Genomic DNA, 24,186 nt, shown 5'->3' with positions numbered 1-24,186 from the left:
TCGGGGCGTTTTTCTTTGCATATTTCCGAGGGGAAAGTTAACACTTGCGGACATAATTTTTTACATATTTCCGGGCTGTTTCGTAAACATCCGCCCGCGGCCGGTCAAGAGCCAGCGCGGCGATACGCCGTGATGCTCGACAATGAACGTCAGCCACCGCGTCGGGACCTCCTTTCGGTCGTCCGGATTATCGCGTTTTTTGTAGAAATTGCGCTTGTCGATGCCGCCCTCCCGGCAAAACGTCTGAATCTTCGTTTCGCCAAGAGCGAGCAGGGCGTCGAACGCCTCGAAAAACCTGTCGGCGACGGTTGGCATCCTATTTCTGCGTACACTTTGGTTTGGAATAGCAGGTGGTAAGTTTCTTTAGGCGATCAATTCTCTTTGATAGCCAAGTCTATACGTTCGCGGATCGAAGATTCATCTTCATCATCCATATCAAATTGCTGCATTATTTTTGAAAACTTTGTATCCATCAGATAGACATAGTTTCCGAGCGTAAAATTTCCACCTTTAGTTTTGCACCTGAATTTATGTGTAACTTCCCAGCCTACTTTTTGAGGTTGAAAGTTTGCGACCTGGAGCTTGATCGAATCTTCGTAAGCACCCCAAGCGCTTAAATATTTTTCCATATTGCTGGCCTCGTCCTTGGCTTGTTTCATATATTCGTTAAACTTTCTTCTGGTTGAATAGGAGTATGCATCGGAATAAATATCGGCATATTCTAAGGCATTATTTGCCTTTTCTTTACTCTCAGCATATAATTTTCTGGAGGTTTCAGCCATCAACGCGTAATTCCGAATCAAGGAGTCGGTATATATTGTACTGCCTCCCTCTTTCACAACCGTTTCGATCGGTTCATAGCTGGCATAATCGAAAAGTGATGAAAACATACTTTTGTCAATTAACGCCAAAGCCTTTTCTTCGTTCGATTTGCATGATGCCAAACCGATGATTAGAAAGATGTAAAAAGGTAGAAACTTTTTCATATTAAATAAATTAAAGGGTTAAAGTATATTCCGCTTGATAACTTTCGTCAACATGGTGATCATTATTTATTTTTCAGGGCTTTCTTTTTCTCGCTATTCAGACGCCTTTCGACCTTTTTGACATCCTCGGCTGCTGGCATCATTTCCGGCCTAATGCCGCGCTCAATCAACATTCGACGGACGGCGAGGTTATTATCAATGTGTTCTTTTTCAATGGGCGGCTGCCCTTGTAAATCTTTGGCTTGAACATTTGTGCTTGTCATCTCGGCCGCCAAGTCCTTTGCTTTGATGCCAATGGTAGGCATAAAATCTGCCACTGGACGATTGCCGGGGGCGCCAAACCTTTGTTTTAGCGTTTGAGTGTTCATCCGGAATAAAGCTTGATCCCCTTTGGAACGAATTATGGCGAACCCCATGTTATCAACGCCCCTTTCGTATAATACACCGGAGAGCTTGCTTTCAGTTTCTTTAAGCCGGGCGCGAGCCTTTACTCGTTCTTCTTCGAGAATCCGCTGCGTAATCAGTTCAGCTCGCCGGGTTTGAACGGCAAAGTAGTTTTGTGCAAAAGCGATTTGCGATTTGCGAGAATCTCCATTTTGTGCAACAAGGTAGCAGGCGTAGCGGGTGAGTAAAATATCATTTACCTCTCGTTCTGCTCCCGACCCTACTGAAACCATTTTGCTGACGTTAGCAAAATGGTGTTGAGTGTTCTCTCCCGCCGCTATACAAGCATTTTGTGCTTTCTCAATAATTGCTTCAAAATTACGCCACTGAGTATATCCCAATAAAGTTTGCAGTTCTCGTGCACTCCAGCATTCAACACCATCGCATGTGGATACCACTTGTTCGAATTGCTGGAATAGGGCTGTTATTTCGCTCGCTTTCATTGTGCCTGATACATTTTGAATGTCGCATTAGTTTGTCCTTGTACTTGTAAATATCGCTCAGCAACTTGATTGGTCTTTAAAGTCCAATGAGATGTAGGTTTTTGGGTTAGTTGTATGATGTCAATTACATTACATTCCGCTTGATTACCCCCGTCACGCGCAACAAGCGCCGCGCATCTTCGAAAGGTATTTCGAACTCGGGGTAGAAATATTCGCCCTCCATCGGGCCGTTCTCGTGCTTCATGTGGTTGTCGCTCAAGCAGCGAAACGCCGTTTTCTCTGCATTGTAATACAACCGTTTCAGGAAGCGGTTCTCGGAGGTTTCGATCACATAGACGGTTCCCGGTTCGATAAAATGTTCGTTGTACTGGCGCAGCCCGACCACGCACCCAGCGGGATAGTTCGGGGTCATGCTGTTTCCGTAGACCCGCATGGCGAATTCGCTGTCCTTGAGCAGCCCGCCGATCTCGATCCACCCGACCGGTTGCGTAGGGGTCATCTCCATTCCATAGGCGGTTCCCGCGGCGACCTCGGCGTCGTAGTAGGGGATCACCTTGCCCGAACTGATGACTGTTGCGTCTTTTTCCGGCTGCGGAGTGGTGGTGAGCATTTCACCCTCGCCTGCAAGGAACCACGACCTGCTGACCTCGGGAAATACCTCCAAAATATGTTGTCTCTGCTTTTCACCGACATTTTTCCCATTCTTGCAAATATTGCTGGCATACTGGGTAGAAACGCCTAACCGTGCGGCAAATTCACTGTTATCACCCCCGCAAAAGGTGTCGCGTATCTTACTTATTTTTTCGTTTATAGTCATAAACCATATTAGTTTATTATATTTGTCAAAAATTACCTAATTCTTTTCGTTATGGCACGCTGGACAATAAGCTGGTACAAATTCTTCAAACTCCGTCGCAAGGTCAAAAATGGATTTCGTACTTACACGGGCGACAGTTTCACCCTGCGACAAGCGCGTATGTTGCAAAAATGCCTCACGGCCGGTGTTCCCGAAGATGAGGAATACAACAGGTATTCTATTTACGCACGTACTTGTTGTAGCGATTCTGACCGCAAATCTCTTTTGCAAATACCTCGGTAACGCAACCCTCACGGAATACCACGTCGATAACCTCATGAATATTTAAACCATCCTGGATAGCTTTGGATGGTAGAAGCACCTTTTCACCGATAGTGGGAATTCGTTCTAATTCTATATAGTGAGTTTCAACCCATGTCCCTAAGGAATCTTGTTCAATGATGCGTATTTTCATATTCTTTTGATTTAACTCAATTTCATCAAAGCGCACGATGTCAAACAAACAATCAACAATCCAAATGAAACGTAAGCAATTAGTTCGCGAACTGCAAAAAACCTGTATTTTCCGACCGTTAAGGTCAGCGAAACTCTGCCGTCTATTGCAACAACGTCGTCAACGGGAATACGACCGGTGGTTTTCAAATGGGCTTCTTGAGCTCGAATCTTGTCAATTGCCTTATTATTGGTATGAATATTTTGATAAAGAGCGAACAATAGAGCAAGCAGACAAATTCCGTTCAGCAATATTGTCGCAATGTTTAGCCAACAGGAATAAGGCCAATGGATTATTGTGCCGCTCTGATTGCCCGATATGGGCTGAATTAATGACACCGAAAAGACAAGAATCGTTGCCGAAGCGATAAGCAGTGTAGATTGAATGCGGTATTTCCATAGCGCGTATTCATCAAGTAAATCTGCCTCCAAACCTTTAAGGGCTCTTGAGTATCTCATTGCCATTGCATCTTCCAACTTATGTTCTCCCTCTTCAATCATCAAATCTTATTGTTATGGTTATCTATTTTGTAATGCTTCTATCCATCATCACCGCTGTAAGTATATCGCTTGCCGTGTATTATTTTTGCCGATTCCGAGAAATGTCACGTGCAAGATACAACCTCGAGGGGCTTTTATGCATCGGACAAATAAACCGTATCATGCGCGAGAAAGACCTTGTTTTTGGGGACGACGGTTTATCAATCGTGCCACGCCACCCATGCAGCGAGGATAAGAGATAAAATCGAAATACCCAACGCAAGCCACGATATAATTTCGTTGCGTTTCAACTCCTTATTCTGACGATCCTTTATCTCATCGTCAAGTTTTTGCCGTGCCTTGATCTCTTGCTGGCGTTTATACTCGGTTCCGAATACATCTTGAGCAGATAGTGTATTTATATTTTCAGTCGGGTAGATTTCTAATTCATCACATATTTTGCTGCGTGGCGCAGCTACGCCTAACTGTCGGCATTCATCTATCAACTTTAAAGCATACGCCCTGTCGTAACAAGCAACCCTTAACACCTCAGACTCCACCGCAACCCCATGTTCTTGCATTATGCGGGTTAACTCTCTCAGAGCATAAAACGTATTTGCATCATACTCCATTTTCACTACTTTCTAATTCCAGCACGTCTTTCGGCGTGCTTTTTTTGTGCCTAATTTTCAACGACTTAAAGTAAATACACTAAAATAGTTTCATTTTTTCTTTTATACTACACTATTTTAGTTTATATTTGCATCGTAGTTCACAACGATAACCCGCAGGGAACACACAAATATAATGAAAATAACTTAAATCGCTCAAAATGAAACAGAAGATTTTCAAGGTATCGAAAGAGCGGGCAATTACGATCGCCGCCAACCACAACTGCGTATCGCTCGAAATCGCCAAGAGGTACACCGACAGCGAACTGAGAGAGGTACTCCGCCACCTGGGGCTGAAAGCGAATTTCTAAATCGTCAAACGATGTCAACGCCCAATCCCAACGGCACAACGTCCAGCGTCCTCGGCCTGGCCCGACTGCTCGGCCTCAGCCACCGGAAGATACGCACCCTGCTGAGCAACCTCACAGCGGCCGGGTTGATCACGAGCCGGTCGTCGAACCGGGGAACGACGTTCACGCTGACCGATCGCGGCCAGCAGGTCCTGAATTTCGCCTCGGCCGACGTCGACGACTTTTCGACGATCCTCTCGGTCCTGCAACGGCCTTTCGGAATCGCAGTATTGCACATCATCAAACAATTAAAACATAACGCACAATGAAAAACGACATCGAAAACGGGATTTATATTCCCGACGACCTCCGCAAACTTTTTACCCTCGACGAGTGGATGCAGCGTGCGCATCCCGAAACCGCACGGACCGTCGTCCTGGTAACTGATTCCGGGATGCTCGAAATCGCAAGAAAAGACCTGCCGGGCGAATACGATTTCGAAGACGCGCAGAAAGCCGCCGCCGAATACCGCGAGGGCTTCCGATGCCCGACCCGGCACGAAGCGATCGAAATGTACGACGCACGATTCCGCGGGCTGGACGAAGCGTTCAAGAAGATCGGCGGCATGCCCGCAACGACCGTCGGCTGGACGAGCGAAGCCGATCCCGACCCGGAGTACAATTCCAGCAGCGCGTTCATCTACAGCGGCTACACGGGCCACATGATCACGGGCTACAAGAATGGCGTGACCTCCGTGCGTCCGGTGTCCGCTTTCAAGGAATAGTTCAACAATTTCATCATTCCCGCGCCCTTTCAAGGGGCGCGGGTCAAACCACCAAACCAAAAACAGCAATGGAAAAAGGAACCATTATTAAGCGCACCGACTACGTGGCGACCATGCTCGCCATCCCGGTCGGGGAGGAGCGGGAATTCGTGCTGACCGGGCGCGACTACGCCTCCTACATGAACGCCGTCAGCCGCTTCAACAAGAACGGCAAGGCGAAATTCGAAGCCCGCACCGCATCGGCCGCGACCATCGTCATCAAGCGCCTTTCGTAACCATGTCGATCCCCGAATTATACGAGTTGCAGCACCAGATCGTCAGCCTGGCCGACGTGATCGCCTGTGCGATCGTCAAGCGTCAGAAGCCGGCCGACGACCTTGTGACGAAGCGTGCGCTGTATCGGGAATTCGGGCGGGGCTGGGTCGACAGGCATATCGCCCCGGCAGGGAAGATCGAGGGCAAGCGCTTCGGGACAGCCCGCAACTCGCCGATCAAGTACAGCCGCACGGAGTTCGTGGCCCTCCTGGAGGCCGAGCGGATGCAGCGGGCCGAGATCATCGGAAAGTACGGACGGCAGGAAATGGAAAAATAGGTCGTTTCGCAGACTGAAAACACCAGGATGAACGAATACACGGCAACGGACAGAAAGTCGATAAAACAGCAAATTCCATCGAAATAACATGCAAGCACTCAACTACACATCGAAAGAGATCAACCGGAATCTGCGCATCAAGGTCTCGGGCCTCGGCATCCATGAACTCAAGGGGGTTTCGGGGTTCGTGGGACTGGTCGGGTGTGAACTTGCAAACAACCTGCTCGACCGGGCTTTCCGCAGCAAGGGCGACAAGGTCGCCTGCAAGTTGCGGCGCGGCCTGAAAATAACCTTTTACTACAAATGAAAACGAAAATTTCAGTCCTCGCCTGGTGGCTGTCGCTGATCGCACTGGGCGGGGCAATGGACGCCGACCCCGTGTCGTGGACGACCGTTGCGGCGACGTTCGCCGTCTTTCTCGCGCTATCCGCTGCCATCATCCGACAGCAAAACAATACAGCATGATCCACTCAAAACGCACGAGCCATGAACATCAAGATCAAATCCATCACCCTGCGCAATTTCAAGGGATTGCGCGACGTCACGTTCGATTTCGGCGGTCGCAACGCCACGATCGTCGGCGACAACGGCACCGGCAAAACGACCGTATTCGACGCCCTGACGTGGGTCCTGTTCGGCAAGGATTCCCACAACTGCGCCGAGATCGACATCAAGACCATCGATCCGCAGACGGGCGAGCCGATGCACCGCGCGGAGCATTACGTCGAGGTCGTTCTTGACGTCGACGGCTCCGTGCAGACGCTGCGGCGCACCTACCGGGAAATCTGGAGCAAGCCCCGCGGATCGGCCGATCTGCGTTTCGTCGGCCACGAGACCGCATTCGCCGTCAACGGCGTGGAGGTCGGCACAAAAGCCGCTTACGACCGGATCGTCTCCGAGTGGATCGGCGACAGCGTGTTCCGGATGCTGACCGACCCGATGTATTTCAATACCCGCGTCGACTGGAAAGGGCGCCGCCGGGCGTTGCTGGAGCTCGTCGGCGACCGCATCGACCGGACGGAGTTGCGGGCGCGGTTCGCCGACCTGCTTGCGGAGATGAACGGCGAGCCGCTGGCGGATTTCAAGGTGCGCCTGGCCGCCGAGAAGCGCAAGAACAAAAAGGAGCTCGACACGTTCGCCCCGAAGATCGAGGCGTACCTGAACACGATGCCGCCGGCGGAGGACTACGCCGCGCTGGAGCGGGAGATCGCCGAACTCGAATCCGCGTCGACAAGGGAGATCGCGGCCTTTCGATCGCAAATCGACCAGATCAACGAGCGGATCGCCGACGTTTCGAAAATGGACGCAGCGGCCCAGGCGGCGCACGACGAGAAGCTCCGGCGGGTGCTGCGGATCAAGCAGGCGCAATCGGATTGTATCGACAAACGGTTAGCCGCCGTGCGACGCTACAACACCGACCGGACCGCGAAGATCGCCGACGCACAGGCGAAAGCGGAATCGATCCGTTGCGAAATCCAAAAGGCCGAAGCATCGGCCAAATCCAAGCAGGAGATGCTTGCCGCGTGCATCGCCAAGCAGCGGAGTATCGAGGCGTCCGTCGCCGCCATGCGCGAGGAGTACACCGCCACCAAGCAGGCTGCATTCGAATACGTCGACACGACCGTCTGCCACGCCTGCGGTCAGCCGCTGCCCGCCCAGACCGTCGAGGAGGCCCGGTGCACCGCACGCGAGCGGTTCGAGGAGCACCAGCGCGCGACGCTCGCCAAGCTGCTCGCCGACGCCAACCTCGAAAAGGACACGCACGCCAAACTGAAGACGCTCATCGCCAAGACCGAACGCGAAATGGCCATGCTCGACCAGCACCTCTCGGAACTTGGCTCGGAACTGACCGCAGCGCAGCAGTTTGTCGAATCAGCGGCGGCCGTTCCCGTCATGGACCTCGAAGCGGAGGAAGAACAGGCGAAGCTGTCGCCCGAATACCGGAAACTCGACGACGACCTGCGCCGGGCGCAAGAGGCCCTCCAATCGGCGGCGGACTCGAAGACTACCGCGGACGAGCTGGCGGCCAAGCGCCGGGAGCTGTCGGAGAAGATGGAAGCCGAACGGCAAGCCTGCGCGACCGCGACCGCCGCGCTGCGCCGCCGCCTTGCGAACAGGGAGCGCGCGGCGGAGGTGCAACGGCTGATCGACGAGGCGAAAGAGGCCGAAAAACGGATCGCCGAACGGGTCGCCGAACTCGAACGGCTCGAATACGCGGCGGCGGCCTACACGAAAGCCGACATCGAGGCGGTCGAGGCGGCCATCAATTCGCAGTTCGCCCGGGTCCGCTGGCGCATGTACGAGCAGACCATCGAGGGCGCGGACGTCGAAACGTGCGTGGCCACGATCGACGGCGTGCCGTTCCAGTCGCTCAACAGCGCCGGGCAGGTGCTGGCCGGGCTGGACGTGATCCGCACGTTCTGCCGCCATTACGGCGCTACGGCGCCCGTCTTCATCGACAATGCGGAAAGCATCTCGCAGACCGATTTCGCGCTCGATTCCCAGGTCATCCGCCTGCAAGTGGTCGAGGGCGCGGCGCTCGAACTCAAGCAAGACTAACTTACCAAAACCAAAACATCATGGCACAGAACAACCAAAACGGGACCGCATCGGCCCCGGCAGCGACGCAATCCAAAGCGCTCGCCGCAATGAAAGACGAACTTGCGAACGGCGTCCTCCGACGCATCGAGGAGCTGCAAGCCCACGGCGGGCTGGTGATCCCGAAAGACTACGCCGTGACCAATCAGATGAACCTGGCATGGCTCCGAATCTCCGAAATGACCACTGAGGTCGACGGAAAGCAGCGGCCCGTCCTGGAGGTCGTAACCAAAGCGTCGGTGGCCAATTCGCTCCTCGACATGGTGCTGCAAGGCATGGACATCCAGAAGAAGCAGGGCTATTTCATCCCGATCAAGAACAAGGCGGCGGGGCAGCTCGAGCTGACGTTCTGGCGCTCCTATTTCGGCGACGAGAAGCTGGCGCGAGGGCAGGGCATGACCAAATGCCGTTCGGTAGTCGTCTACGAGGGCGACGAATTCGAATACATGTACACCGAGGAGGGCGAAACCCGCATCACAAAGCACATTCCGAACCTCACGCGGATCAACAAGGACAAGATCGTCGCCGCCTACGCCGTGGTTACGATGGCCGACGGCACGCGCTGCGTCACGCTCAAGACCATGCAGCAGATACGGCAGGCGTGGCAGCAGGGCGCGACCAAAGGCAATTCGCCCGCGCACCGGAATTTCACGGACGACATGGCCGCGCGAACGGTCGAGCGGGCCGCGCTGAAGCACCTGATCAATTCCTCGTCCGACGCCTGGCTGCTGAGCGAAGAGGACAAAGAGCGGCGCATGATTACCGAGACGGCTGCGGCGCCCGCGGGCGCGAATGTCGAAGAGGCGAAATTCGAGGAGGTCGAAGCTCCAGCTCTCGCCGCCCGGTCGGAAACGCACGGCGAAACGATCCCGCCCGCCCCGACGCCCGCGGCGCAGCCGGAAGCGGCAGAGGAGGACCCGTTCAAGTTGTAGGCCGATGAAGCTGCACGTCCTCACCTCGTCCTCGACCGGCAACTGCTACGTGTTGGAGAGCGAAGCGTCGGCACTCGTTATCGAGTGCGGCGCCTCGCCCGACACGATGCTTGCGCGGACGGGCATCGGCGCCGCAAAGTTCGTCGGGGCCCTCGTCACGCACGAGCACGGCGACCACGCGGCCCACGTCGGCAAATACGCCGGCCGTGCGTTCGACATCTACGCCTCGCGGGGCACGCTCGCGGCGTGCCGGATCGAAAAAGCCCATCGCGCCCACGCCTTGCGGCCGATGCAGTCCGTCGCGGTCGGCGATTTCATCGTCCGGGCGTTCGACGTCGAGCACGACGCGGCCGAGCCGTTCGGGTACATCATCGAGCACCGGGAGTGCGGAAAGGTGCTCTTTGCCACCGACACGCATTTCATCCGGTACAATTTCCGATCCCTGCGACTGAATCATATTCTTATCGAGGCGAACTACTCGCATGAGGAGCTGGACGACCGGATCGCCCGCAGCGCGATCGACCCGGCGCAGGCGGCCCGCGTGCGGGCATCGCATCTTTCGATCGGCGCGGCCTGCGACCTGGTCCGGGCGAACGCGACGGCCGCCCTCACGACCGTCGTGCTGCTCCACCTCTCCGCCGCTAACAGCCGGGCCGAGGCCTTTGCTGCGCAAATGCGCAAAACAGCCCCATTCGCGCGCGTTTTCGTTGCGGACAAGGGTTTAGTCGTCGGGCTCGATAAAAGCGAAATTTAACCAGTCAGAACAGCAGCAATGGCAAACGAAACGAATACCGGCTGGGTGCGGTTATACCGCAGCACGCTCGAATGGGAGTGGTTCGACGATCCGCTGACCCTGCAATTGTGGGTCGTCTGCCTGCTCCGGGCGAACTGGGTCCCGACCAGGTGGCAGGGCGTGGAGATCGAACGCGGGTCGTTCGTCACGTCGGTCGGCAGACTGTGCGCCGAAACGGGGCAGTCGGCACGTCAGATCAGAACCCGTTTGACCCGGTTGCAGGCTTCGGGCGAAATAGCCATCCGTGCGACGAACCAAAAAAGCATAATAACTCTCTGTAAATTCGACACTTACCAGCCCGTCGAAAACACAGGCGACAAACGGCCGACAAACAGTTACGCGGTTTTGCAGGGGGTATCAATCGAAAAAGTCGCAAAAATCGACGAGCGAAACGACGAACCGAATGCCGTCGCAATCAATTCGAAATCTGGTTATTGCAACGGAGGGCACGGCAAAGGCGACGAACCCGGCGACAATCGGCCGACAAACGACCGACAAACGCAACTGTTTTCGAGCGACAACAGTATAAGAATATATAAAGAGAATAAAGAATTAAAAGAATCTCTCTCTTCGCGCGCACGCGCGACGGAGACAGAGAGAGAGACCTTTTTTGAAATCTTCTTTTTTAAGAATTTCCAGAAGCCCGATCAGGAGGTCGAGCGCTTCTGCGCCAACTACGAGGCCTCGGGATGGGTTCGCAAGAACGGCCAGATAGTCGTCGACCGCGCGGCGCTGGCGCGGACCTGGACGCAAGAGGACCCGAAAGCGGCCCCGCGGTTTGCGGACGGGTTTCTGAAAAAGTGGCGCATTCTCTACAACGACGCCAGGAGCAAAGCCCCGGCCTCCGCCCGGCTCATCATCCACGGCCTGCGAGGCGTGGCGATTCATCCGAACAGCCTCACACTCATCTGCTCGCCCGAATTGAGCGGCCTGATAGACCAATACTGGCAATCCTATTTCGTCCGGTTTTTCGACAAATATTTCAACGGATTATCCATCAACAAACGCACGATGCAACCATGAACAACACGCACAACGACCGGGGGCAAGCCCCCGAAAACCGCTACGAAAAAATCGAAGCGGTTTTGAAAAAAGCCGTCTTTCCGCAGACGGTAGTGATCGAAAGCGAGGGCATCGCCCCGGAGCGGTTCCAAGCAACCGGCCTGCACCGGGTCGAACTATTCGCCGCCATCGCCCTGGCGAGCCTTGCGCACGCCGTCGTCACCTCGCGGCCCGCGGCGGGCGGAACGCTTCGCCCCGGCTGGGCACGCCAAGTGGCAGCGGAGGCCGCGGAACTGGCCCGCCGGCTCGACCAGGCGCTCGATGAGATCGAACGGAACGGCGACCCTGCAACAGAGACGGAGCAATGAGGGATTACAGTAAAGATTTCGCCGCATGGCGCAAGAAACGTGCAGGGGTTGAACGACCTATCTATGACGACCCGACCGACGCGGGTATCGAAACCGAATTTCGGGTCGGGCAACAGGTATCGTTCACGAATGAATACGGTGTCCGGTTCGAGCCACACGAAATAATGGGTTTTTGCAAGCCGACGCCGGAAATGCACAACAGATGTGTCTACCTCAACTACGACTGCTATTGGTTTCCGACGGAACTCGAATCGTTAAAACCCTATCGGAAATGAAAAAAATTCATCACATCTGCCGATGCACCGGGCAACAGTTTACGTTCAAAGAGTGGATTGCGTGGCTGGATAGTCACGGTAGAGCAGGAGAGAATAGCGGCAGATTCGTCGTACTATCGCATAACGGTTTCGATTTCAACATTCACGACGTATGCCTAACGCCTAACATACCTGTCCGGTTATTCAATGCCCATTGTCGCGTGGACGTCAAGACGGCACAGTCGCCGAACGGTCGCTGGGATTATGGATTAGATGTTAATTTGCACAATTCGGGCCATCACGTCGGGGTCGGATTCGTCGACGATGCGCAAAAGGGATACCCAACGGAGGCCGCCGCGATTCTTGCCGCCCTGCTCGATGCCCGCAAATCAGCCGAACACGAATTGAAGAACTGTTCCGGTCGCTCCCGGCAGGACACCGAAGACGATGAAGATAGCGAGCGCGTCAAGGATAGCACGCTGGCCCCATACGTTCGGAATATCATCAAGCAAATCGACGATCAGCGCCGTGCAACGGCGTTCAAGCAATTAACCCTATTCTGACCATGACACGACACATCGAATCGCACTTGCAGCGAACTTGCGTCGGCTGGTTCCGGCTCCAGTACCCGGCCATCGGCAAACTCCTGTTCGCCGTCCCGAACGGCGGCGGACGAAGCCGGACGGAAGCCGCGATAATGAAAGCCGAGGGCGTAACGGCAGGTGTCGCCGACCTTATCCTGCTGGTCGGGCGCGGGGGCTTCAACGCCCTGTGCATCGAAATGAAAACGACCGACCGACGTTCCACCCTGTCGGACGCGCAGATCGAATGGCGTTCGCTTGCAATCACGAACGGGAACAGGCATGTCGTCTGCCGGACGTTCGAAGATTTTCAATCGGAAATCCGATGGTACATGGCGCGCCCGGCAAATAACGAACCACGGGACGAAATCACCTGTGCCCGCCCGATAGTTCCGCCATCCATCGAAGAGATCGAGCGAGCATTTGGGAAAATCAGGCGACGCAGAATCAATCTTCAACCAAAAACCGAAAAGCAATGAAAACAAGCAACCCGAAATTCAGAGGGACGCCCGGCCCGTGGCGGGTAGACGGGCACGTATACCGCAGCGGCCATGTGCAATATACCGTCGTTTCGATTTCGGGCGATGCCGTCGGCTGCGCTCCAGTCGCAGAGGTTTTGCAGTACAATCCGCGCCCGATGCCAGCGGAGCGCGTCGAGGCCAATGTCCGACTGCTCGCCGCTGCGCCCGACCTGCTGGCCGAGCTCGAATCGCTCGTCGAAACATTCGACCCCGGCAAGCAGTCGATCTACTCGTTTGCCCGCGAACAGATCGACGCAGCGAAACAAGCGATCGAACACATTTATCAATCAAACCGCCAATAACCATGAAAACAGTCGAAGACCTTAACAGGCTTATTCGCAACGAAATCGCGGCTATCGAAGCCCTCCGACGCGAAGACGAAAAAATTTGGTCGGTTCGGGGAGGAGTACCGGACGACTACGCGAAGCGCAGCAAGAAAATCCGCCGCATGATCGGCAACCACAACGACGAGATCGCCCATCTGCGCCGCCTTATCCGCTTTGTCGAAGCGACTCCGGAAGAGGGCGTGCGGATGATGCTTGATCAGTTGCACGGGCAGGTCGCCCGAATAACGGAATCCGCCGACCGCTACAAGACGAAAGAGCAGAAAAAGGAATACCTGTCGAACGCAGGCGCGCAGCTCAAACGGGCGCAGGTCGCCGAGCTTGAATTCTTGCTGCGATGAAAGCCTGCGAATCGATACTCGATGCCTGCTGCACCCCACGAAATTAAAATTCACCCAAAGCGTGTACTACATACACGCTTTTTGCATATCTTTGTGCTTGGTAACTAAACAGACTAAACGCACATCGGGCCCATGAAAATCCCGCAAACGATCGAAATGCAGTCCGCCGTGCCGAAGATCGTGCGCGAATCGGTTAAAAAATAGCCATGGCAACGAATCCGAACAACAACAAGTCGGCCAAGGACCGCCGCAACGCCCGCCTGCCGCTCGTGTCGCAACTGCGCCTCGAACGGCGCATGTCGTTCCGGCGGATTGCGGCGGAGGTCGAACGGCAGTTAGGGTATTCGGTAACGGCCAAGACGATCAAAACCGACTGGGACCTGCTCGTCAGCGAGTGGCGGGCCGAAGCGGCGGCCAATACGCAGCAGGCGTGCGACGAGGCCCTGATGGAGTGCGACCGGGTAATAGCCGAATTATGGCGGCTCTACGAGGAAAGCAAGCGCAAGCGAGTGACCAAAAGGGCAAAGGTGCGCACGGCGCTGGTCCGGATCAATGCATTCGGGAATCCGGTGGTCGACCAGCCGCTCGACGCCCCCGTTCCGCTCGAATCGGAGACGTCGAGCGTGGCCGAAGAGCCGATCGGCGACGTGCGCATCCTGGCCGAAATCCGCAAATGGGAGGAGCGGCGCGACAAGCTGCTCGGACTGGACAAGGTGCAGGTCGACATCACCTCGGGCGGCAGGGAGTTCAAGGGCTTTTCTTCGGTGCTGCCCGTTGTGCCGGGTATCGAGGGGATCGTCCGCCGCATCGACGAGGAGCGCGAACAAAAACTATCGGAGGAGGAATAGCGTATGCTGATCGACGAACTACGACAGCACGAAGAGCAGCAGCGGGTCAACTACAAGCAGCTGCTCGCGTTCAGCTGCCTGGCCGACCCGCGTTTCTGCTTCGTCGTCTACGGCGGCGCGGCGGGCGGCGGCAAATCGTGGCTCGGCTGCGACTGGCTCATGCGCTGCTGCTGGGCGTTCCCGAAGACGCGCTGGTTCGTCGGCCGAAACAACATCAAGGACAGCCGCGAATCGGTGCTGGTGACATTCGGCAAGGTGGCCGATTCATACGGATTCAGGGACTACCGGACGACCGACTACGGGATCAGGTTCGCAAACGGATCGGAAATCGTCCTGCTCGACCTGACGTTCTATCCGAAGAAAGACCCCCTGTTCGAACGGCTCGGATCGAAAGAGTTTACAGGCGGCTGGATCGAGGAGGCCGGAGAGGTCCACTACATGGCGTTCGAGGTGCTGAAATCCCGCATCGGGCGACACCTCAATGCCGAATACGGACTGGAACCCAAGATGCTGATAACCTGCAACCCGAAAAAGAACTGGCTGTACAAGTATTTCTACAAGCCGTATATCGACGGGACGCTGCCCGAAGACTGCGCGTTCATTCAGGCGCTGGTCTACGACAACCCGTTCATCACGGGCGACTACATCCGCTCGCTCGAATCGATCGCCGTGAAATCCCTCCGCCTGCGCCTGCTGCTCGGCAAGTGGGAGTACGAAAACAACCAGAACGCGCTGGTCGACTACGACGCGATCCTCGACTGCTTTACGAACGACGTGGGGACGGGCGACGGCGTAAGGCGCATCAGCGCCGACTTGGCGATGAAAGGGCGCGACCGCTTCGTAGCGTTCGACTGGACGGGCATGGCGGGCAGGCTGGCGATCGACAAGCCGTACTGCACGGGCAAGGAGATCGAGGCGGACCTGCGCCGGGAATCGAGGCGGCACGGCGTCCGGCGGTCGAACATCATCGCCGATTCCGACGGGCTGGGGCAGTACCTCGACTCCTACCTGGAGGGCATCAAGACGTTTCACGGCGGGGCGCCCGCGCCGGACAGCACCTATTTCAACCTCAAGTCGCAGTGCGCGTTCAAGCTGGCCGAGGTTATCAACGCCGGGCTGCTTCGGATCGACTGCCCCGAAGAGGTGCAGCCGCTGATCGTCGAGGAGCTGGAGGCGTGCCTGGTCGCCCGCGACGTGGACGCCGATACGAGCCGCAAGCGGATCATCGACAAGCGGGAGATGAAAGCCGTACTGGGCCGCTCGCCGGACTTTTTCGACCCGCTGATGATGCGCATGTACTACGAAATCGTTCCGCAGCCCAAAGGAATCCGCGTCCGGGTCGGGCAACTTGCATAAGAGACGAAAAGGGGCTGTTTCTGCTGCCGAAATGCGACAGACGAATAAACTATCGTCCTAACGGAGAAAACCGATTATACAGGAAATTCGATGAAAATAACGCTGAAGAAAAGAACCCTGCGGCAGATGCTCGCTATCGAGCGTGCGCTGAAGCCCGAATCGCGGGCGGCGCTCCTGCGTCTGTCCAAGCCGGACAGGGTGTGCGGACGCCCGACGCCCCGCAACCTGAACGACCTTACGATCGGCGAGCTGCTCGATTTGCAGACCGGGGGCGACCCGCACGCGCTGGTCGAACGCATCGCCTCCGTCATTCTCAAAGTGCACCCCCGGCGCTGCTACCGCGAGCGTGCCGACCGGATGCTCGGCTTCGTCTTCTGGGTAGGCCGGGAACTGGAGCGCATCGCCGCCCTCTTTGCCAGCGCAAGCATCCGGCCGACGCCGGAGGAGATCAAGGCGGGGATAAACGACCTCGATTTCGGGGCGTTCGGCCTCCTCGACTGGTACGCCCACCGGCAGGGCTACCAGGATCAGGACGACGCGGCAAAGGTGGCCTGGGTGCGCGTTAGGGAGTGCCTGCGAATCGACAACAGCCGTGCGGCTTTCGAGCGCCGGCTGCGCGAGATAATAGCCAACAAAAACCAATAAAGATGATGGGAGAAACAATCGAAAACAAGGTCAAGGAGATAGCCGAATCGCTGGGCTTGACCTATCTGTGCGAATCGTGGCATCGGGCCAATCAAGCGTTCGACCGATTCCGGCGGCAGGGCGCGGAACGCGAGCTCACGCACCCGGACGGCCTTACGCTGCCCGCCTGCCTCTACGTGCAGCCCGTTTCGGGCTTTCTCAATTTCACGGCGCAGGGCTTCGTGCGCGACGCCCCGGCGTGCCTCATCGCCTTTGCCGACGCCATGCCGCTGGACTACCGGGGCGCCGACGTGCAGCAGATCGCCGAACGACTCAAAGCCCTTGCCGTGCGGTTCGTCGTCGCCGTGAACGAAAGCGGCTTTTTCGTCCCGGTCGGCGGACGGGTCGACTATCGCGTCGCGTTCGACAAAATGGACGCCAACCTCTGTATCGTAACCCTTTCACTGACTCTCCAAGAGCAGACAGGGGCGTGTCTCGATTATGGTTTGTAGCGATGGAAGCACGCCGAATCGAAACCGAAGCCGACCGCATCGTCGCCGAAGAGCTCGACCGGGCGCGAAAGCGGATCATCGAAAACCACGTCGCCGCCGGGCAGCGCGTGACGGGTGCGACCGCGGACAGCATAACCGTGAGGGTCACGACCGGCGGCGGCGTTACCGTGGGCGACATGGACGCCCGCGGCTATTTCGCTGCACTCGAAACGGGTTCGGGGCCGTGGCAGCGTCCGTACTACCGGCAGACGAAAGACGGGCGAATGCTCCCGGCGCCTCCAAAGTGGTTTCGTGACATCATTGCGGAGTGGTTGGCGAACAGGGGGCTGACCGACTATTCCCCGTGGCTTGTCGCCGGGAAAAACATGACCGAGGGGTCGGCCCTGTTCCGCGACGGCGGCCGCGAGGACATCTTCACGCCCGAAATCCGCGACCTCGCGGACCGCATCGCCGCGAGGCTGGCCGGGTTGTTCGATGCACAAATCGTTGAATCCATATTAAGACAATAACAATGAGCAGAACCTTTACCCATAGCTCGGGCGTGAAAATCGAATACCCCAACGCCACGCATTTCGCATTCGTCCCGGCGATCGTCCAGGTATCGGGACTTTCCTCCGCCGACAAGTTGACCCTCACCGTTTCGGAGCCGTCGGGCAGTAAGATGTACCGGGAAGAGCGCGAACCGAACGGGGGCGCGGTGTCATTCGACATGCGCCGCTACCTGCAACTACTCTTCGCCGATACGCAGCACAGCCGGCTGAACTACTGCTCGCTGTTTGCGCAATCGCCGCTCGAGCGGACGGCGCAAATCAACGTAACCTGGCCGGCCGGGAGTTCCATGCAGGCGATCCACACCTTTGACGTGGACGCGATCTGGGGTGCGATCTCCGCCCGCGAATCGTCGGGCGGCATCCTGCGGCGGCGGTGGTTCGTCCGCTATCCCTTTACGGTGGACCTCTTCGCCCGGAGCGGAACGTCGTTTGACATCGAGGTCGACGGCAAGCGCTCCGACATCGTCTACTACTGCCACGAAGCCGACGCAACGGGAGCGACCGCCTACCACCGCTGCCTGATGAATCCCGCGAAAGCCATCGACCCGGCGACCGTCGACCGCACGGTGCATATCGCCGTGCCGCACAGCCTCGTGCTGAAAAACGACGAGGAGGCCGTCGGCCTGGTCGCCTACACGCTCGACATCGACCGCAGCGCAAGCGGCGTGTATTTGCGCTGGATCGACCGGCAGGGGCGCTATTGTTACTACCTGTTCCGGGAGGTCGGCAGCGCGACGACCGTCACGGCAGCCTCGACGTGGGAGCGCAACGAAATGGTCGTCCCGACCGCTTACGTCAACGGGGTGAATGTCGAAACGCCCGTCCGGCAAAGTCTGGCCCGGAAAAAGACCCGTTCGCTGGGGGCTAAGCTGGTCGATTCCGAAACGTACGATTTCCTGCTCACGCTCGCGCAGTCGGTCGTCGTGGACCTCTTCGACGGGTACGACATGCGCGACGAGCCGCTGTGGCACCGCGTCAACGTCGTGCCCGGCAGTTACGAAAGGACGCCGAAGCGCTACCAGGATTTTATGATCTCGATCGAAGAACCCGCGCAGAGCGCACAAACCCTGTAATTATGACCGAGGAATTATATATCGACGGCCAGGCGGTCGACCTCAAACCCGGCGCGGCGACTACGCTCAACTACAAATCGAACCTGCTGGGCGACCTGTCCAAAATCACATCGTCCAACTCGCAGACGATCCAATGCCCCAAGACCACGCGCAACCGCCGGATTTTCGACAACCCCGGAGCGCCCGCCTACGTGTCGGGCAGGCGGTACAAGCGCTACTCGGCGCGCCTCGAACGAAACGGCGTCGAGGTAGTGCGGGTCGGTTACGCCGTGCTGCTGTCGGCGTCTGAGCACTACGAAATCGGGCTCTATTGGGGCGTCATGTCCCGCTTTCAGGAGTGGGTCGACAAGGCGGCCAAGCTGAACGAACTGGCGGGGAGCGAGGCGTTGACCTGGGACAAAAGCATCACGCCCACAGCCCTTTCGACCCTCAAATCGCGGGGGTACGGCTATGCGCAGTACGATTGCGGGGTGTCGAACACCGATCTGACGAACATCCACCCCAGCGCCACGGCGTGGTGGATTCTCAACAAAATTGCGACGCAGGCCGGGTTCACGTTCGAAATGCCGGAGCGATACGAAACGGCGCTGCGGGCGACGGCGGTACCGTGTTTGAGCAGGAACGCATCGAAAGAAAGTAACGAAGCGGAAGCACTTAAAGGCATCGCAGCCTATGGGTATTACAATGGGTATTTTGCAATCAATAGATCCGGTGTAATCCAAAATCCCCGAGGCATAACACTGGGAAGCGGAAATGTCATATGGCTTTTGAAAACAGATAAGCTACACGGCAATCTATATCTGTCGATGCTGGGGACGAACGGTGCATCTACATTTACAATTCGACAGGCGAAAAGTACGGGTAGCAATTCAATGAAACTCTGGGTGAAATTTTACAAATGGGGCAGCACGGGAAGCGTTGCAGAACAAGTGAACCAACAGATTGGACAGAGCATCAGCAAAACCACCTCGGGGAATGTAGACACATTTACGTTTGAAAAAATTACAGCGTGTTTTGATATAAGCGGCTGGGATGCTATCGTTATTCGCCAAGAACCAATGGTGAGCAGCACCGGCGTAACGAACATCCCCTATTGCGAAATATACGTCTGGAGCGATTGGGAAGATATGGTTTATCCGAGTGCATTTCGTATCGCCTCGAACCTCCCCGACATCACGCAAATCGACTTTATCAAGGCGATCTGCGCCATGCTGGGAATCTTTGTCGTAACGGACCCGACGGATGCCGACAAACTGAAATTCGTCTCGTTCGACTCCTTGCAGACAAACAAGGCGCGGGCGGCAGACTGGTCCGACAAACTGGTCCGCAGCAACGAGGACGAGCCGAAAACCACCCAATTCAAGATCAACGACTACTGCCGCAACAACTATTTCAGGTACAAGGAGGACGACACGGTCGCCACGCATGCCGACGGCAACCTGAAAATCGACAGCGAGCTTTTGGAAAAGGAGAAGATCGTCATCACGCTTCCGTTCGCCCCCTCGGACGGGTCGAGCATTCCGCACTACAAACCCAGCGGCGACGGCACGGGCGTCGACACCATCCAGGTCAAGGAGCGGATCATGCGCCTTGTCAACGACGGGGCCGGCCGGGCTTCGCTGACGTTCGACGGTATGTCGTTCGAGGCCTTGCTTGCGTCCTATTACAAATCCCTGTCGCGGCTGCTCGATCGCGCGATCGCCACCACCGAGGCGATCCGGCTGGATGAATACGATCTGAAATCCCTCGACTATTCGGTCCCGTTCTACCTCGGGCAGTACGGCAAATATTACGGGATCGTCAGCATTCAATCGACGGCGGACAAAGCCTGCGAGGTCAAGGCCATCCAACTGCCGGAAACGGTGGAGGACGAGCCGATAGACCCGTCGCTGATTACGAACCTTATTGCAGTGCGGGAGGAGCCGATGGTGGCCAAACTGACAGCGCTTTACCCGCTTGCGTCCGATGTGACGGTCGACTACGATTACTACGGCTACGCAATGGGTGGAGAGCCGAGCCCCGGAAGCATCGTTTTTCCGCGGGGCAGTACCGAAATTACGCTCTTGCTCAAAACGAGGGATTATCTGAGGACCGAGCTGAGGTCGCTCTCTCCGGCTTCGGACGATATGTATAACTACATCATTGCCGAACAGACCCCGGAACAGGTATGATCGAGGCTAAAATCCCCACCAAGGGAATAGGGGGTCTTCTTTGGGCGGCTTACGGTAGCGGTTTTTATCGCTCGCACCGAGATAAAAACACAAGACGAAGAAATCCCACGTAACGAAGAATGCGAAGAGGTCCAGATCGAACCCACGGGCAAGATAGATCGGGAGCACGGCAAACACCGCGACCAAGAGGATGAATTTGAGCGTCACCTTGAATAAGATATGCAAAGCCCGTTTCATATTGCAAATATAGAAAAACAAACAGACATTATACCAAAAACTTAAAAAATTATGGCAGAGAATGCAACCACCCGCGTCGTCCAGGTCGAGGTCAATACGACCGACGCAATCAAGGTAATGGCCGAATACGAGGTCAAACTCCAGGAGGCCAAAAGAGCCGAACAGGAATTGAAGACCGCCATCAAGGAGCGCGGCGGAGCTTCGCAAGAAGATCGGGAGCAATTGGCCGTTCTGAGAGAGCAGCAGAAAGCCTACTCGTCGCAAATCCGGGAATTGAGCCGCGAGGTGCAGAACAACATCAAGACCGAGCAGTTGTACAAGAACACCCTCAAAGGGTTGGGGGCCGAACTATCGAGCGCCAAGGACAAGCTGCGCGGCATGCAGTTGGGCACGGCCGAATACGCCAAGCAGGAAAAAGTCGTCGCCGCGCTGAACGAACGCATGAAACAGGCCGAGCAGGCGTATGGGGTATTCTCCCGCGACGTGGGTAATTACGAGAAAGCGGCGAAAGGTTTGCGCACGCAAATCCGTGAACTGACCGAACAGCTGGTCGCTCTGAAAATGGCCGGGCAGGAGAACAGCGAGCAGTATCGAAACCTTTCCGCCCGTGCGGCCGAACTGAACGACGCAATGTCCGACGTCAACCAACAGACGCGGGGACTTGCCTCCGACACGGCGAATCTCGATTTCGGACGTCAAGCCGCGGAGGCCGCCATCGGCGCTTTCGGATTGCTCAATTCCATGATGGGGGCCTCTATGGAAGATAACGATAAGTACACGCAGACGATGAAAAACATGCAGGTCGCAATGACCGCCTTAGCCTCATTGACTGCTCTGAAGAATGCAACCGAAAAGCAGTCGATCCTGATGCAGAAAATTTCGCTGGCGCAAACCCAGGCGGGCACCCTGGCAACGAAACTTGCGACGGCCGCCGAGAGTAAAAATATCATCGTTCGTAAGGCCGCCACCATCGCGCAAGCCGCACTGAACGCCGTGATGAATGCAAATCCTGTAATGCTCCTGGTTACGGGCGTCGGTCTGCTTGTCGCGAGGCTGTATGCCTTGTCGGGCAGTTCATCCAAGAGCAAACACCAACTGGCCGAGTTCAACAGAGAAGCCGAAAAGACCGACCGCATCCTCAAACAAACGACCGAAGACCATGATTTCGAGGTCCGTCTGGCGGAAGCCGCCGGAAAGTCGGGACGGGAACTGCTCGAAATACGCCGGGAGAACGCGAAAAAAGAGCTTGCCGTGCTCGAAAAGTCGTTCGAAGAGCAGTCGGCACGGTATAATGCGGCCAATAAAAAGACCCGTAAAAAGATGCAGGAGGCCTACGATAAACTGATCGCAGACAGACAGGCGGCATGGGACAAGCTGGATGCTATAAACGACGATATTTCGGTCGAAGAGGTCAAGAGCGTCACCGAAGCCGAAAAGAAGAAAGCCGAAATCCGCAAGGAATATGCAGAGAAGCGCGCCCAGGCACTCAAAACCGAGCTCGCCGATATTCGTGCCGCGCTCGATGCCGAAATAGCCCTGATGGCCGACGGAGCGGCGAAAGACCTTGCGACCGAGAACGAGCGCCACAACCGCAAGATCGAGGATTTACGGAAGCGGCTGGACACAGAAAAGAACCTGACGGAATCGTCCCGGGCCGCAATCAATCGGATGATCGAGGCCGAGGAGCTGCAGCACGAACTCAACGTCGCAAAACTCGAAGCCGCCGCCGACCTCGACCGGATCAACCGGGAGGAGCAGACCATCGCCCTGCGGCTGGCCGCCGTTAAGAAAGGGACGGACGAAGAGTTCAGCCTCAAAATGGAGCAGCTGCAAAAGCAGCAAGAGGCCGAGCTTGCCAATGCGGAGCTGACCGAGCAGCAGAAAGCGTTGATCGCCGAGAAATACAATGCCGAACGCGAGACGCTGGCAGCGGAGCAGAGGCAGCTACGGATCGATCGACAGTCCGAAGAGATCGTCCGTGAGTTCGAAATCCGCATCGGATTGATGCAAAAATTCGGTGCCGACGAGCTTTCGATCCTGCAAGAGCAGGTGGCACAGAAGCAAGCCATTTTGGATAACATTCATCAAGTGGAGGGCGAGAGCGAAGCAGACTATGCAGCACGTCGACTGGCCGCGAAAGCGGATGTAGCGGCCGAAGAAACCGCACTATCCGAAGCCGTGGCGACAAAGGAGGTAGAGATCGAACAAACAAAACAGGCAGCGCTATCGAATCTGAAAAAGTCGGCTATGGATTTGCTCGACGAATTGGGGGAAAGTAATAAAGCGTTCGCCATCATGAGCAAGACCATTACGCTGGCCGAAATCGCCGTCAATACCGGAAAGGCGATCGCGGCCGGTACGGCGCAGGCTATGGCCGTGCCGTTCCCGGCGAACATCGCCGCCATCGCCACGACCGTGGCCGCGATCATGGCCAACATCACCTCGGCCATCAAGACCGTCAAATCGGCCAAATTCGCCGCGGGCGGCTATGTCGACGGGCCAGGCACGGCCACGAGCGACAGCATCCCCGCCATGCTCTCGAACGGGGAATCGGTCAATGCCGCCTCTTCGACCTCCCTGTTCGCACCGATCTACTCGGCGCTCAACCAGCTGGGCGGAGGGGCGCCCATCGTGGCCACGCAGTCGAGCAACCAAATAGCCGGCGAAGAGATGCTTGCCCGCGCATTCGCAAAGGGTGTGTCGCAGCTCGACATGCGGGTCGGCGTGGACGAGATCGCGCGCGTAAGCGACCGGGTGAAAGTAGTCGAATCGTTAGGCGATCTGTAACCATGAAAGTGCATGAAATCCTCAGGCAGCACGCCGACCTGCTGCGAACGCTCGCCCGCGCGGGCGTGGCCATCGAAGACGTGCGGTATATTCCCCTGTGGCGCGATTACGATCGACTGCGGCACGACGGCTTCAAGATCGCCTACATCGTCGCCTATCTGTGCGACACCTACGAGATCAGCGAGCGGACGGTCTACCGCATCGTGGGGCGCTTCAATCGCAACATTCCGTCGAACTGCTGACACGGCGTGGCAGTCGATTGTGTTTAAAATCGTGTATTTATTACACGTTTTT

The 24,186-nt window shown here is 56.4% G+C and carries 33 protein-coding genes; 25 read left to right on the top strand and 8 right to left on the bottom strand.

Translation table 11 applies throughout. The annotated features are described in order from the left end of the window. Positions 1–60 precede the first annotated feature (60 nt). From ACMQ11_RS06190 to ACMQ11_RS06160, 7 genes are all read right to left on the bottom strand, one after another. Positions 61–315 carry a hypothetical protein gene (locus tag ACMQ11_RS06190; RefSeq protein WP_418991896.1) on the bottom strand — a complete coding sequence of 85 codons (255 nt, stop codon included), beginning with the start codon at positions 313–315 and terminating at the stop codon, positions 61–63. Between the two features lie 56 nt (positions 316–371). Next, positions 372–986, bottom strand: a complete 615-nt coding sequence (locus tag ACMQ11_RS06185) for a hypothetical protein (protein ID WP_418991895.1) — start codon at positions 984–986, stop codon at positions 372–374. A gap of 62 nt (positions 987–1,048) precedes the next feature. After that, on the bottom strand, positions 1,049–1,873 hold the full coding sequence (gene dinD / locus ACMQ11_RS06180) for a DNA damage-inducible protein D (RefSeq protein WP_418991894.1): 825 nt from the start codon (positions 1,871–1,873) through the stop codon (positions 1,049–1,051). Positions 1,874–1,997: 124 nt separating this feature from the next. Further along, positions 1,998–2,537, bottom strand: a complete 540-nt coding sequence (locus ACMQ11_RS06175) for a S24 family peptidase (protein ID WP_418991893.1) — start codon at positions 2,535–2,537, stop codon at positions 1,998–2,000. 370 nt (positions 2,538–2,907) lie between these two features. After that, on the bottom strand, positions 2,908–3,144 hold the full coding sequence (locus tag ACMQ11_RS06170; RefSeq protein ID WP_418991892.1) for a hypothetical protein: 237 nt from the start codon (positions 3,142–3,144) through the stop codon (positions 2,908–2,910). A gap of 11 nt (positions 3,145–3,155) precedes the next feature. Then, a complete protein-coding gene (locus tag ACMQ11_RS06165) occupies positions 3,156–3,686 on the bottom strand; it encodes a hypothetical protein (RefSeq protein WP_418991891.1) in 531 nt (176 codons plus the stop codon). Positions 3,687–3,883: 197 nt separating this feature from the next. Continuing rightward, positions 3,884–4,294, bottom strand: a complete 411-nt coding sequence (locus ACMQ11_RS06160; protein WP_418991890.1) for a hypothetical protein — start codon at positions 4,292–4,294, stop codon at positions 3,884–3,886. A 200-nt stretch (positions 4,295–4,494) separates the two neighbouring features. Between ACMQ11_RS06160 and ACMQ11_RS06155 the strand changes: the two genes are divergently transcribed. The 23 genes from ACMQ11_RS06155 to ACMQ11_RS06045 all read left to right on the top strand — a co-directional run bounded on the left by ACMQ11_RS06155 (position 4,495) and on the right by ACMQ11_RS06045 (position 20,868). Next, complete coding sequence (locus ACMQ11_RS06155; RefSeq protein ID WP_418991889.1) at positions 4,495–4,644, top strand: hypothetical protein; 150 nt, start codon at positions 4,495–4,497, stop codon at positions 4,642–4,644. An 11-nt stretch (positions 4,645–4,655) separates the two neighbouring features. Next, positions 4,656–4,952, top strand: a complete 297-nt coding sequence (locus ACMQ11_RS06150; RefSeq protein ID WP_418991888.1) for a hypothetical protein — start codon at positions 4,656–4,658, stop codon at positions 4,950–4,952. Then, positions 4,949–5,407 carry a hypothetical protein gene (locus tag ACMQ11_RS06145; protein ID WP_418991887.1) on the top strand — a complete coding sequence of 153 codons (459 nt, stop codon included), beginning with the start codon at positions 4,949–4,951 and terminating at the stop codon, positions 5,405–5,407. The genes ACMQ11_RS06150 and ACMQ11_RS06145 overlap by 4 nt, the downstream gene beginning before the upstream one ends. Positions 5,408–5,475: 68 nt before the next feature. Beyond that, positions 5,476–5,682, top strand: coding sequence for a hypothetical protein (locus tag ACMQ11_RS06140; protein ID WP_418991886.1), 207 nt, complete (start codon positions 5,476–5,478; stop codon positions 5,680–5,682). Positions 5,683–5,684: 2 nt separating this feature from the next. Next, the gene (locus ACMQ11_RS06135; RefSeq protein ID WP_418991885.1) at positions 5,685–5,999 is read left to right on the top strand and encodes a hypothetical protein; all 315 of its coding nucleotides are present in this window, start codon (positions 5,685–5,687) and stop codon (positions 5,997–5,999) included. 88 nt (positions 6,000–6,087) lie between these two features. Next, positions 6,088–6,306, top strand: coding sequence for a ribosomal large subunit pseudouridine synthase B (locus ACMQ11_RS06130; protein ID WP_418991884.1), 219 nt, complete (start codon positions 6,088–6,090; stop codon positions 6,304–6,306). After that, positions 6,303–6,464, top strand: coding sequence for a hypothetical protein (locus ACMQ11_RS06125; protein WP_418991883.1), 162 nt, complete (start codon positions 6,303–6,305; stop codon positions 6,462–6,464). Before ACMQ11_RS06130 ends, ACMQ11_RS06125 begins: the two co-directional genes overlap by 4 nt. A 21-nt stretch (positions 6,465–6,485) precedes the next feature. Next, entirely contained in the window at positions 6,486–8,558 is a 2,073-nt protein-coding gene (locus ACMQ11_RS06120; protein WP_418991882.1) for an AAA family ATPase, read from the top strand. Between the two features lie 20 nt (positions 8,559–8,578). Beyond that, positions 8,579–9,529, top strand: a complete 951-nt coding sequence (locus ACMQ11_RS06115; protein WP_418991881.1) for a recombinase RecT — start codon at positions 8,579–8,581, stop codon at positions 9,527–9,529. Between the two features lie 4 nt (positions 9,530–9,533). After that, positions 9,534–10,283 (top strand): MBL fold metallo-hydrolase, encoded by a 750-nt coding sequence (locus ACMQ11_RS06110; protein ID WP_418991880.1) that lies wholly within the window; start codon positions 9,534–9,536, stop codon positions 10,281–10,283. A gap of 18 nt (positions 10,284–10,301) precedes the next feature. After that, entirely contained in the window at positions 10,302–11,345 is a 1,044-nt protein-coding gene (locus ACMQ11_RS06105; protein WP_418991879.1) for a hypothetical protein, read from the top strand. After that, positions 11,342–11,692: a hypothetical protein gene (locus ACMQ11_RS06100; RefSeq protein ID WP_418991878.1), complete on the top strand. Its 351-nt coding sequence runs from the start codon at positions 11,342–11,344 to the stop codon at positions 11,690–11,692. Before ACMQ11_RS06105 ends, ACMQ11_RS06100 begins: the two co-directional genes overlap by 4 nt. 271 nt (positions 11,693–11,963) lie before the next feature. Beyond that, complete coding sequence (locus ACMQ11_RS06095; RefSeq protein WP_418991877.1) at positions 11,964–12,509, top strand: hypothetical protein; 546 nt, start codon at positions 11,964–11,966, stop codon at positions 12,507–12,509. Positions 12,510–12,511: 2 nt separating this feature from the next. Further along, positions 12,512–13,006: a VRR-NUC domain-containing protein gene (locus ACMQ11_RS06090; RefSeq protein ID WP_418991876.1), complete on the top strand. Its 495-nt coding sequence runs from the start codon at positions 12,512–12,514 to the stop codon at positions 13,004–13,006. Beyond that, entirely contained in the window at positions 13,003–13,350 is a 348-nt protein-coding gene (locus tag ACMQ11_RS06085) for a hypothetical protein (RefSeq protein ID WP_418991875.1), read from the top strand. Before ACMQ11_RS06090 ends, ACMQ11_RS06085 begins: the two co-directional genes overlap by 4 nt. Before the next feature lie 2 nt (positions 13,351–13,352). Further along, positions 13,353–13,733 (top strand): hypothetical protein, encoded by a 381-nt coding sequence (locus tag ACMQ11_RS06080; protein ID WP_418991874.1) that lies wholly within the window; start codon positions 13,353–13,355, stop codon positions 13,731–13,733. A gap of 206 nt (positions 13,734–13,939) precedes the next feature. Continuing rightward, positions 13,940–14,581: a hypothetical protein gene (locus ACMQ11_RS06075; protein WP_418991873.1), complete on the top strand. Its 642-nt coding sequence runs from the start codon at positions 13,940–13,942 to the stop codon at positions 14,579–14,581. Between the two features lie 3 nt (positions 14,582–14,584). Then, on the top strand, positions 14,585–15,937 hold the full coding sequence (locus ACMQ11_RS06070; protein ID WP_418991872.1) for a phage terminase large subunit: 1,353 nt from the start codon (positions 14,585–14,587) through the stop codon (positions 15,935–15,937). 90 nt (positions 15,938–16,027) lie between these two features. After that, entirely contained in the window at positions 16,028–16,582 is a 555-nt protein-coding gene (locus ACMQ11_RS06065) for a hypothetical protein (protein ID WP_418991871.1), read from the top strand. A gap of 2 nt (positions 16,583–16,584) precedes the next feature. Beyond that, positions 16,585–17,073, top strand: a complete 489-nt coding sequence (locus tag ACMQ11_RS06060; RefSeq protein WP_418991870.1) for a hypothetical protein — start codon at positions 16,585–16,587, stop codon at positions 17,071–17,073. 2 nt (positions 17,074–17,075) lie between these two features. Beyond that, complete coding sequence (locus tag ACMQ11_RS06055; protein ID WP_418991869.1) at positions 17,076–17,582, top strand: hypothetical protein; 507 nt, start codon at positions 17,076–17,078, stop codon at positions 17,580–17,582. Positions 17,583–17,584: 2 nt separating this feature from the next. Continuing rightward, positions 17,585–18,697 (top strand): hypothetical protein, encoded by a 1,113-nt coding sequence (locus ACMQ11_RS06050; RefSeq protein WP_418991868.1) that lies wholly within the window; start codon positions 17,585–17,587, stop codon positions 18,695–18,697. 2 nt (positions 18,698–18,699) lie between these two features. After that, positions 18,700–20,868, top strand: coding sequence for a hypothetical protein (locus ACMQ11_RS06045; RefSeq protein WP_418991867.1), 2,169 nt, complete (start codon positions 18,700–18,702; stop codon positions 20,866–20,868). Positions 20,869–20,874: 6 nt separating this feature from the next. Here ACMQ11_RS06045 and ACMQ11_RS06040 read toward each other — a convergent pair whose 3' ends face one another. Continuing rightward, positions 20,875–21,105, bottom strand: coding sequence for a hypothetical protein (locus ACMQ11_RS06040; RefSeq protein ID WP_418991866.1), 231 nt, complete (start codon positions 21,103–21,105; stop codon positions 20,875–20,877). A gap of 51 nt (positions 21,106–21,156) precedes the next feature. On the opposite strand from ACMQ11_RS06040, the gene ACMQ11_RS06035 reads away from it, so the two are divergent. Both ACMQ11_RS06035 and ACMQ11_RS06030 read left to right on the top strand, forming a co-directional pair. Next, on the top strand, positions 21,157–23,892 hold the full coding sequence (locus ACMQ11_RS06035; RefSeq protein WP_418991865.1) for a hypothetical protein: 2,736 nt from the start codon (positions 21,157–21,159) through the stop codon (positions 23,890–23,892). 2 nt (positions 23,893–23,894) lie between these two features. After that, complete coding sequence (locus ACMQ11_RS06030; protein WP_418991864.1) at positions 23,895–24,134, top strand: hypothetical protein; 240 nt, start codon at positions 23,895–23,897, stop codon at positions 24,132–24,134. Positions 24,135–24,186 lie beyond the last annotated feature (52 nt).

Origin of the sequence: Alistipes sp. (assembly GCF_048465575.1) — a bacterium.
In the GTDB taxonomy this organism is placed as follows: Bacteria; Bacteroidota; Bacteroidia; order Bacteroidales; family Rikenellaceae; genus Alistipes.
Note: the sequence above shows the minus strand (reverse complement) of the source record. Positions and strands in the feature narration are given on the sequence as shown.

Bases quoted from the DNA above. Each gene is read 5' to 3' on its own strand.
- ACMQ11_RS06190 (WP_418991896.1), bottom strand. From the start codon at position 315: ATGCCAACCGTCGCCGACAGGTTTTTCGAGGCGTTCGACGCCCTGCTC.
- ACMQ11_RS06185 (WP_418991895.1), bottom strand. From the start codon at position 986: ATGAAAAAGTTTCTACCTTTTTACATCTTTCTAATCATCGGTTTGGCA.
- dinD (WP_418991894.1), bottom strand. From the start codon at position 1,873: ATGAAAGCGAGCGAAATAACAGCCCTATTCCAGCAATTCGAACAAGTG.
- ACMQ11_RS06170 (WP_418991892.1), bottom strand. From the start codon at position 3,144: ATGAAAATACGCATCATTGAACAAGATTCCTTAGGGACATGGGTTGAA.
- ACMQ11_RS06160 (WP_418991890.1), bottom strand. From the start codon at position 4,294: ATGGAGTATGATGCAAATACGTTTTATGCTCTGAGAGAGTTAACCCGC.
- ACMQ11_RS06155 (WP_418991889.1), top strand. From the start codon at position 4,495: ATGAAACAGAAGATTTTCAAGGTATCGAAAGAGCGGGCAATTACGATC.
- ACMQ11_RS06150 (WP_418991888.1), top strand. From the start codon at position 4,656: ATGTCAACGCCCAATCCCAACGGCACAACGTCCAGCGTCCTCGGCCTG.
- ACMQ11_RS06145 (WP_418991887.1), top strand. From the start codon at position 4,949: ATGAAAAACGACATCGAAAACGGGATTTATATTCCCGACGACCTCCGC.
- ACMQ11_RS06140 (WP_418991886.1), top strand. From the start codon at position 5,476: ATGGAAAAAGGAACCATTATTAAGCGCACCGACTACGTGGCGACCATG.
- ACMQ11_RS06135 (WP_418991885.1), top strand. From the start codon at position 5,685: ATGTCGATCCCCGAATTATACGAGTTGCAGCACCAGATCGTCAGCCTG.
- ACMQ11_RS06130 (WP_418991884.1), top strand. From the start codon at position 6,088: ATGCAAGCACTCAACTACACATCGAAAGAGATCAACCGGAATCTGCGC.
- ACMQ11_RS06125 (WP_418991883.1), top strand. From the start codon at position 6,303: ATGAAAACGAAAATTTCAGTCCTCGCCTGGTGGCTGTCGCTGATCGCA.
- ACMQ11_RS06120 (WP_418991882.1), top strand. From the start codon at position 6,486: ATGAACATCAAGATCAAATCCATCACCCTGCGCAATTTCAAGGGATTG.
- ACMQ11_RS06115 (WP_418991881.1), top strand. From the start codon at position 8,579: ATGGCACAGAACAACCAAAACGGGACCGCATCGGCCCCGGCAGCGACG.
- ACMQ11_RS06110 (WP_418991880.1), top strand. From the start codon at position 9,534: ATGAAGCTGCACGTCCTCACCTCGTCCTCGACCGGCAACTGCTACGTG.
- ACMQ11_RS06105 (WP_418991879.1), top strand. From the start codon at position 10,302: ATGGCAAACGAAACGAATACCGGCTGGGTGCGGTTATACCGCAGCACG.
- ACMQ11_RS06100 (WP_418991878.1), top strand. From the start codon at position 11,342: ATGAACAACACGCACAACGACCGGGGGCAAGCCCCCGAAAACCGCTAC.
- ACMQ11_RS06095 (WP_418991877.1), top strand. From the start codon at position 11,964: ATGAAAAAAATTCATCACATCTGCCGATGCACCGGGCAACAGTTTACG.
- ACMQ11_RS06090 (WP_418991876.1), top strand. From the start codon at position 12,512: ATGACACGACACATCGAATCGCACTTGCAGCGAACTTGCGTCGGCTGG.
- ACMQ11_RS06085 (WP_418991875.1), top strand. From the start codon at position 13,003: ATGAAAACAAGCAACCCGAAATTCAGAGGGACGCCCGGCCCGTGGCGG.
- ACMQ11_RS06080 (WP_418991874.1), top strand. From the start codon at position 13,353: ATGAAAACAGTCGAAGACCTTAACAGGCTTATTCGCAACGAAATCGCG.
- ACMQ11_RS06075 (WP_418991873.1), top strand. From the start codon at position 13,940: ATGGCAACGAATCCGAACAACAACAAGTCGGCCAAGGACCGCCGCAAC.
- ACMQ11_RS06070 (WP_418991872.1), top strand. From the start codon at position 14,585: ATGCTGATCGACGAACTACGACAGCACGAAGAGCAGCAGCGGGTCAAC.
- ACMQ11_RS06065 (WP_418991871.1), top strand. From the start codon at position 16,028: ATGAAAATAACGCTGAAGAAAAGAACCCTGCGGCAGATGCTCGCTATC.
- ACMQ11_RS06060 (WP_418991870.1), top strand. From the start codon at position 16,585: ATGATGGGAGAAACAATCGAAAACAAGGTCAAGGAGATAGCCGAATCG.
- ACMQ11_RS06055 (WP_418991869.1), top strand. From the start codon at position 17,076: ATGGAAGCACGCCGAATCGAAACCGAAGCCGACCGCATCGTCGCCGAA.
- ACMQ11_RS06050 (WP_418991868.1), top strand. From the start codon at position 17,585: ATGAGCAGAACCTTTACCCATAGCTCGGGCGTGAAAATCGAATACCCC.
- ACMQ11_RS06045 (WP_418991867.1), top strand. From the start codon at position 18,700: ATGACCGAGGAATTATATATCGACGGCCAGGCGGTCGACCTCAAACCC.
- ACMQ11_RS06040 (WP_418991866.1), bottom strand. From the start codon at position 21,105: ATGAAACGGGCTTTGCATATCTTATTCAAGGTGACGCTCAAATTCATC.
- ACMQ11_RS06035 (WP_418991865.1), top strand. From the start codon at position 21,157: ATGGCAGAGAATGCAACCACCCGCGTCGTCCAGGTCGAGGTCAATACG.
- ACMQ11_RS06030 (WP_418991864.1), top strand. From the start codon at position 23,895: ATGAAAGTGCATGAAATCCTCAGGCAGCACGCCGACCTGCTGCGAACG.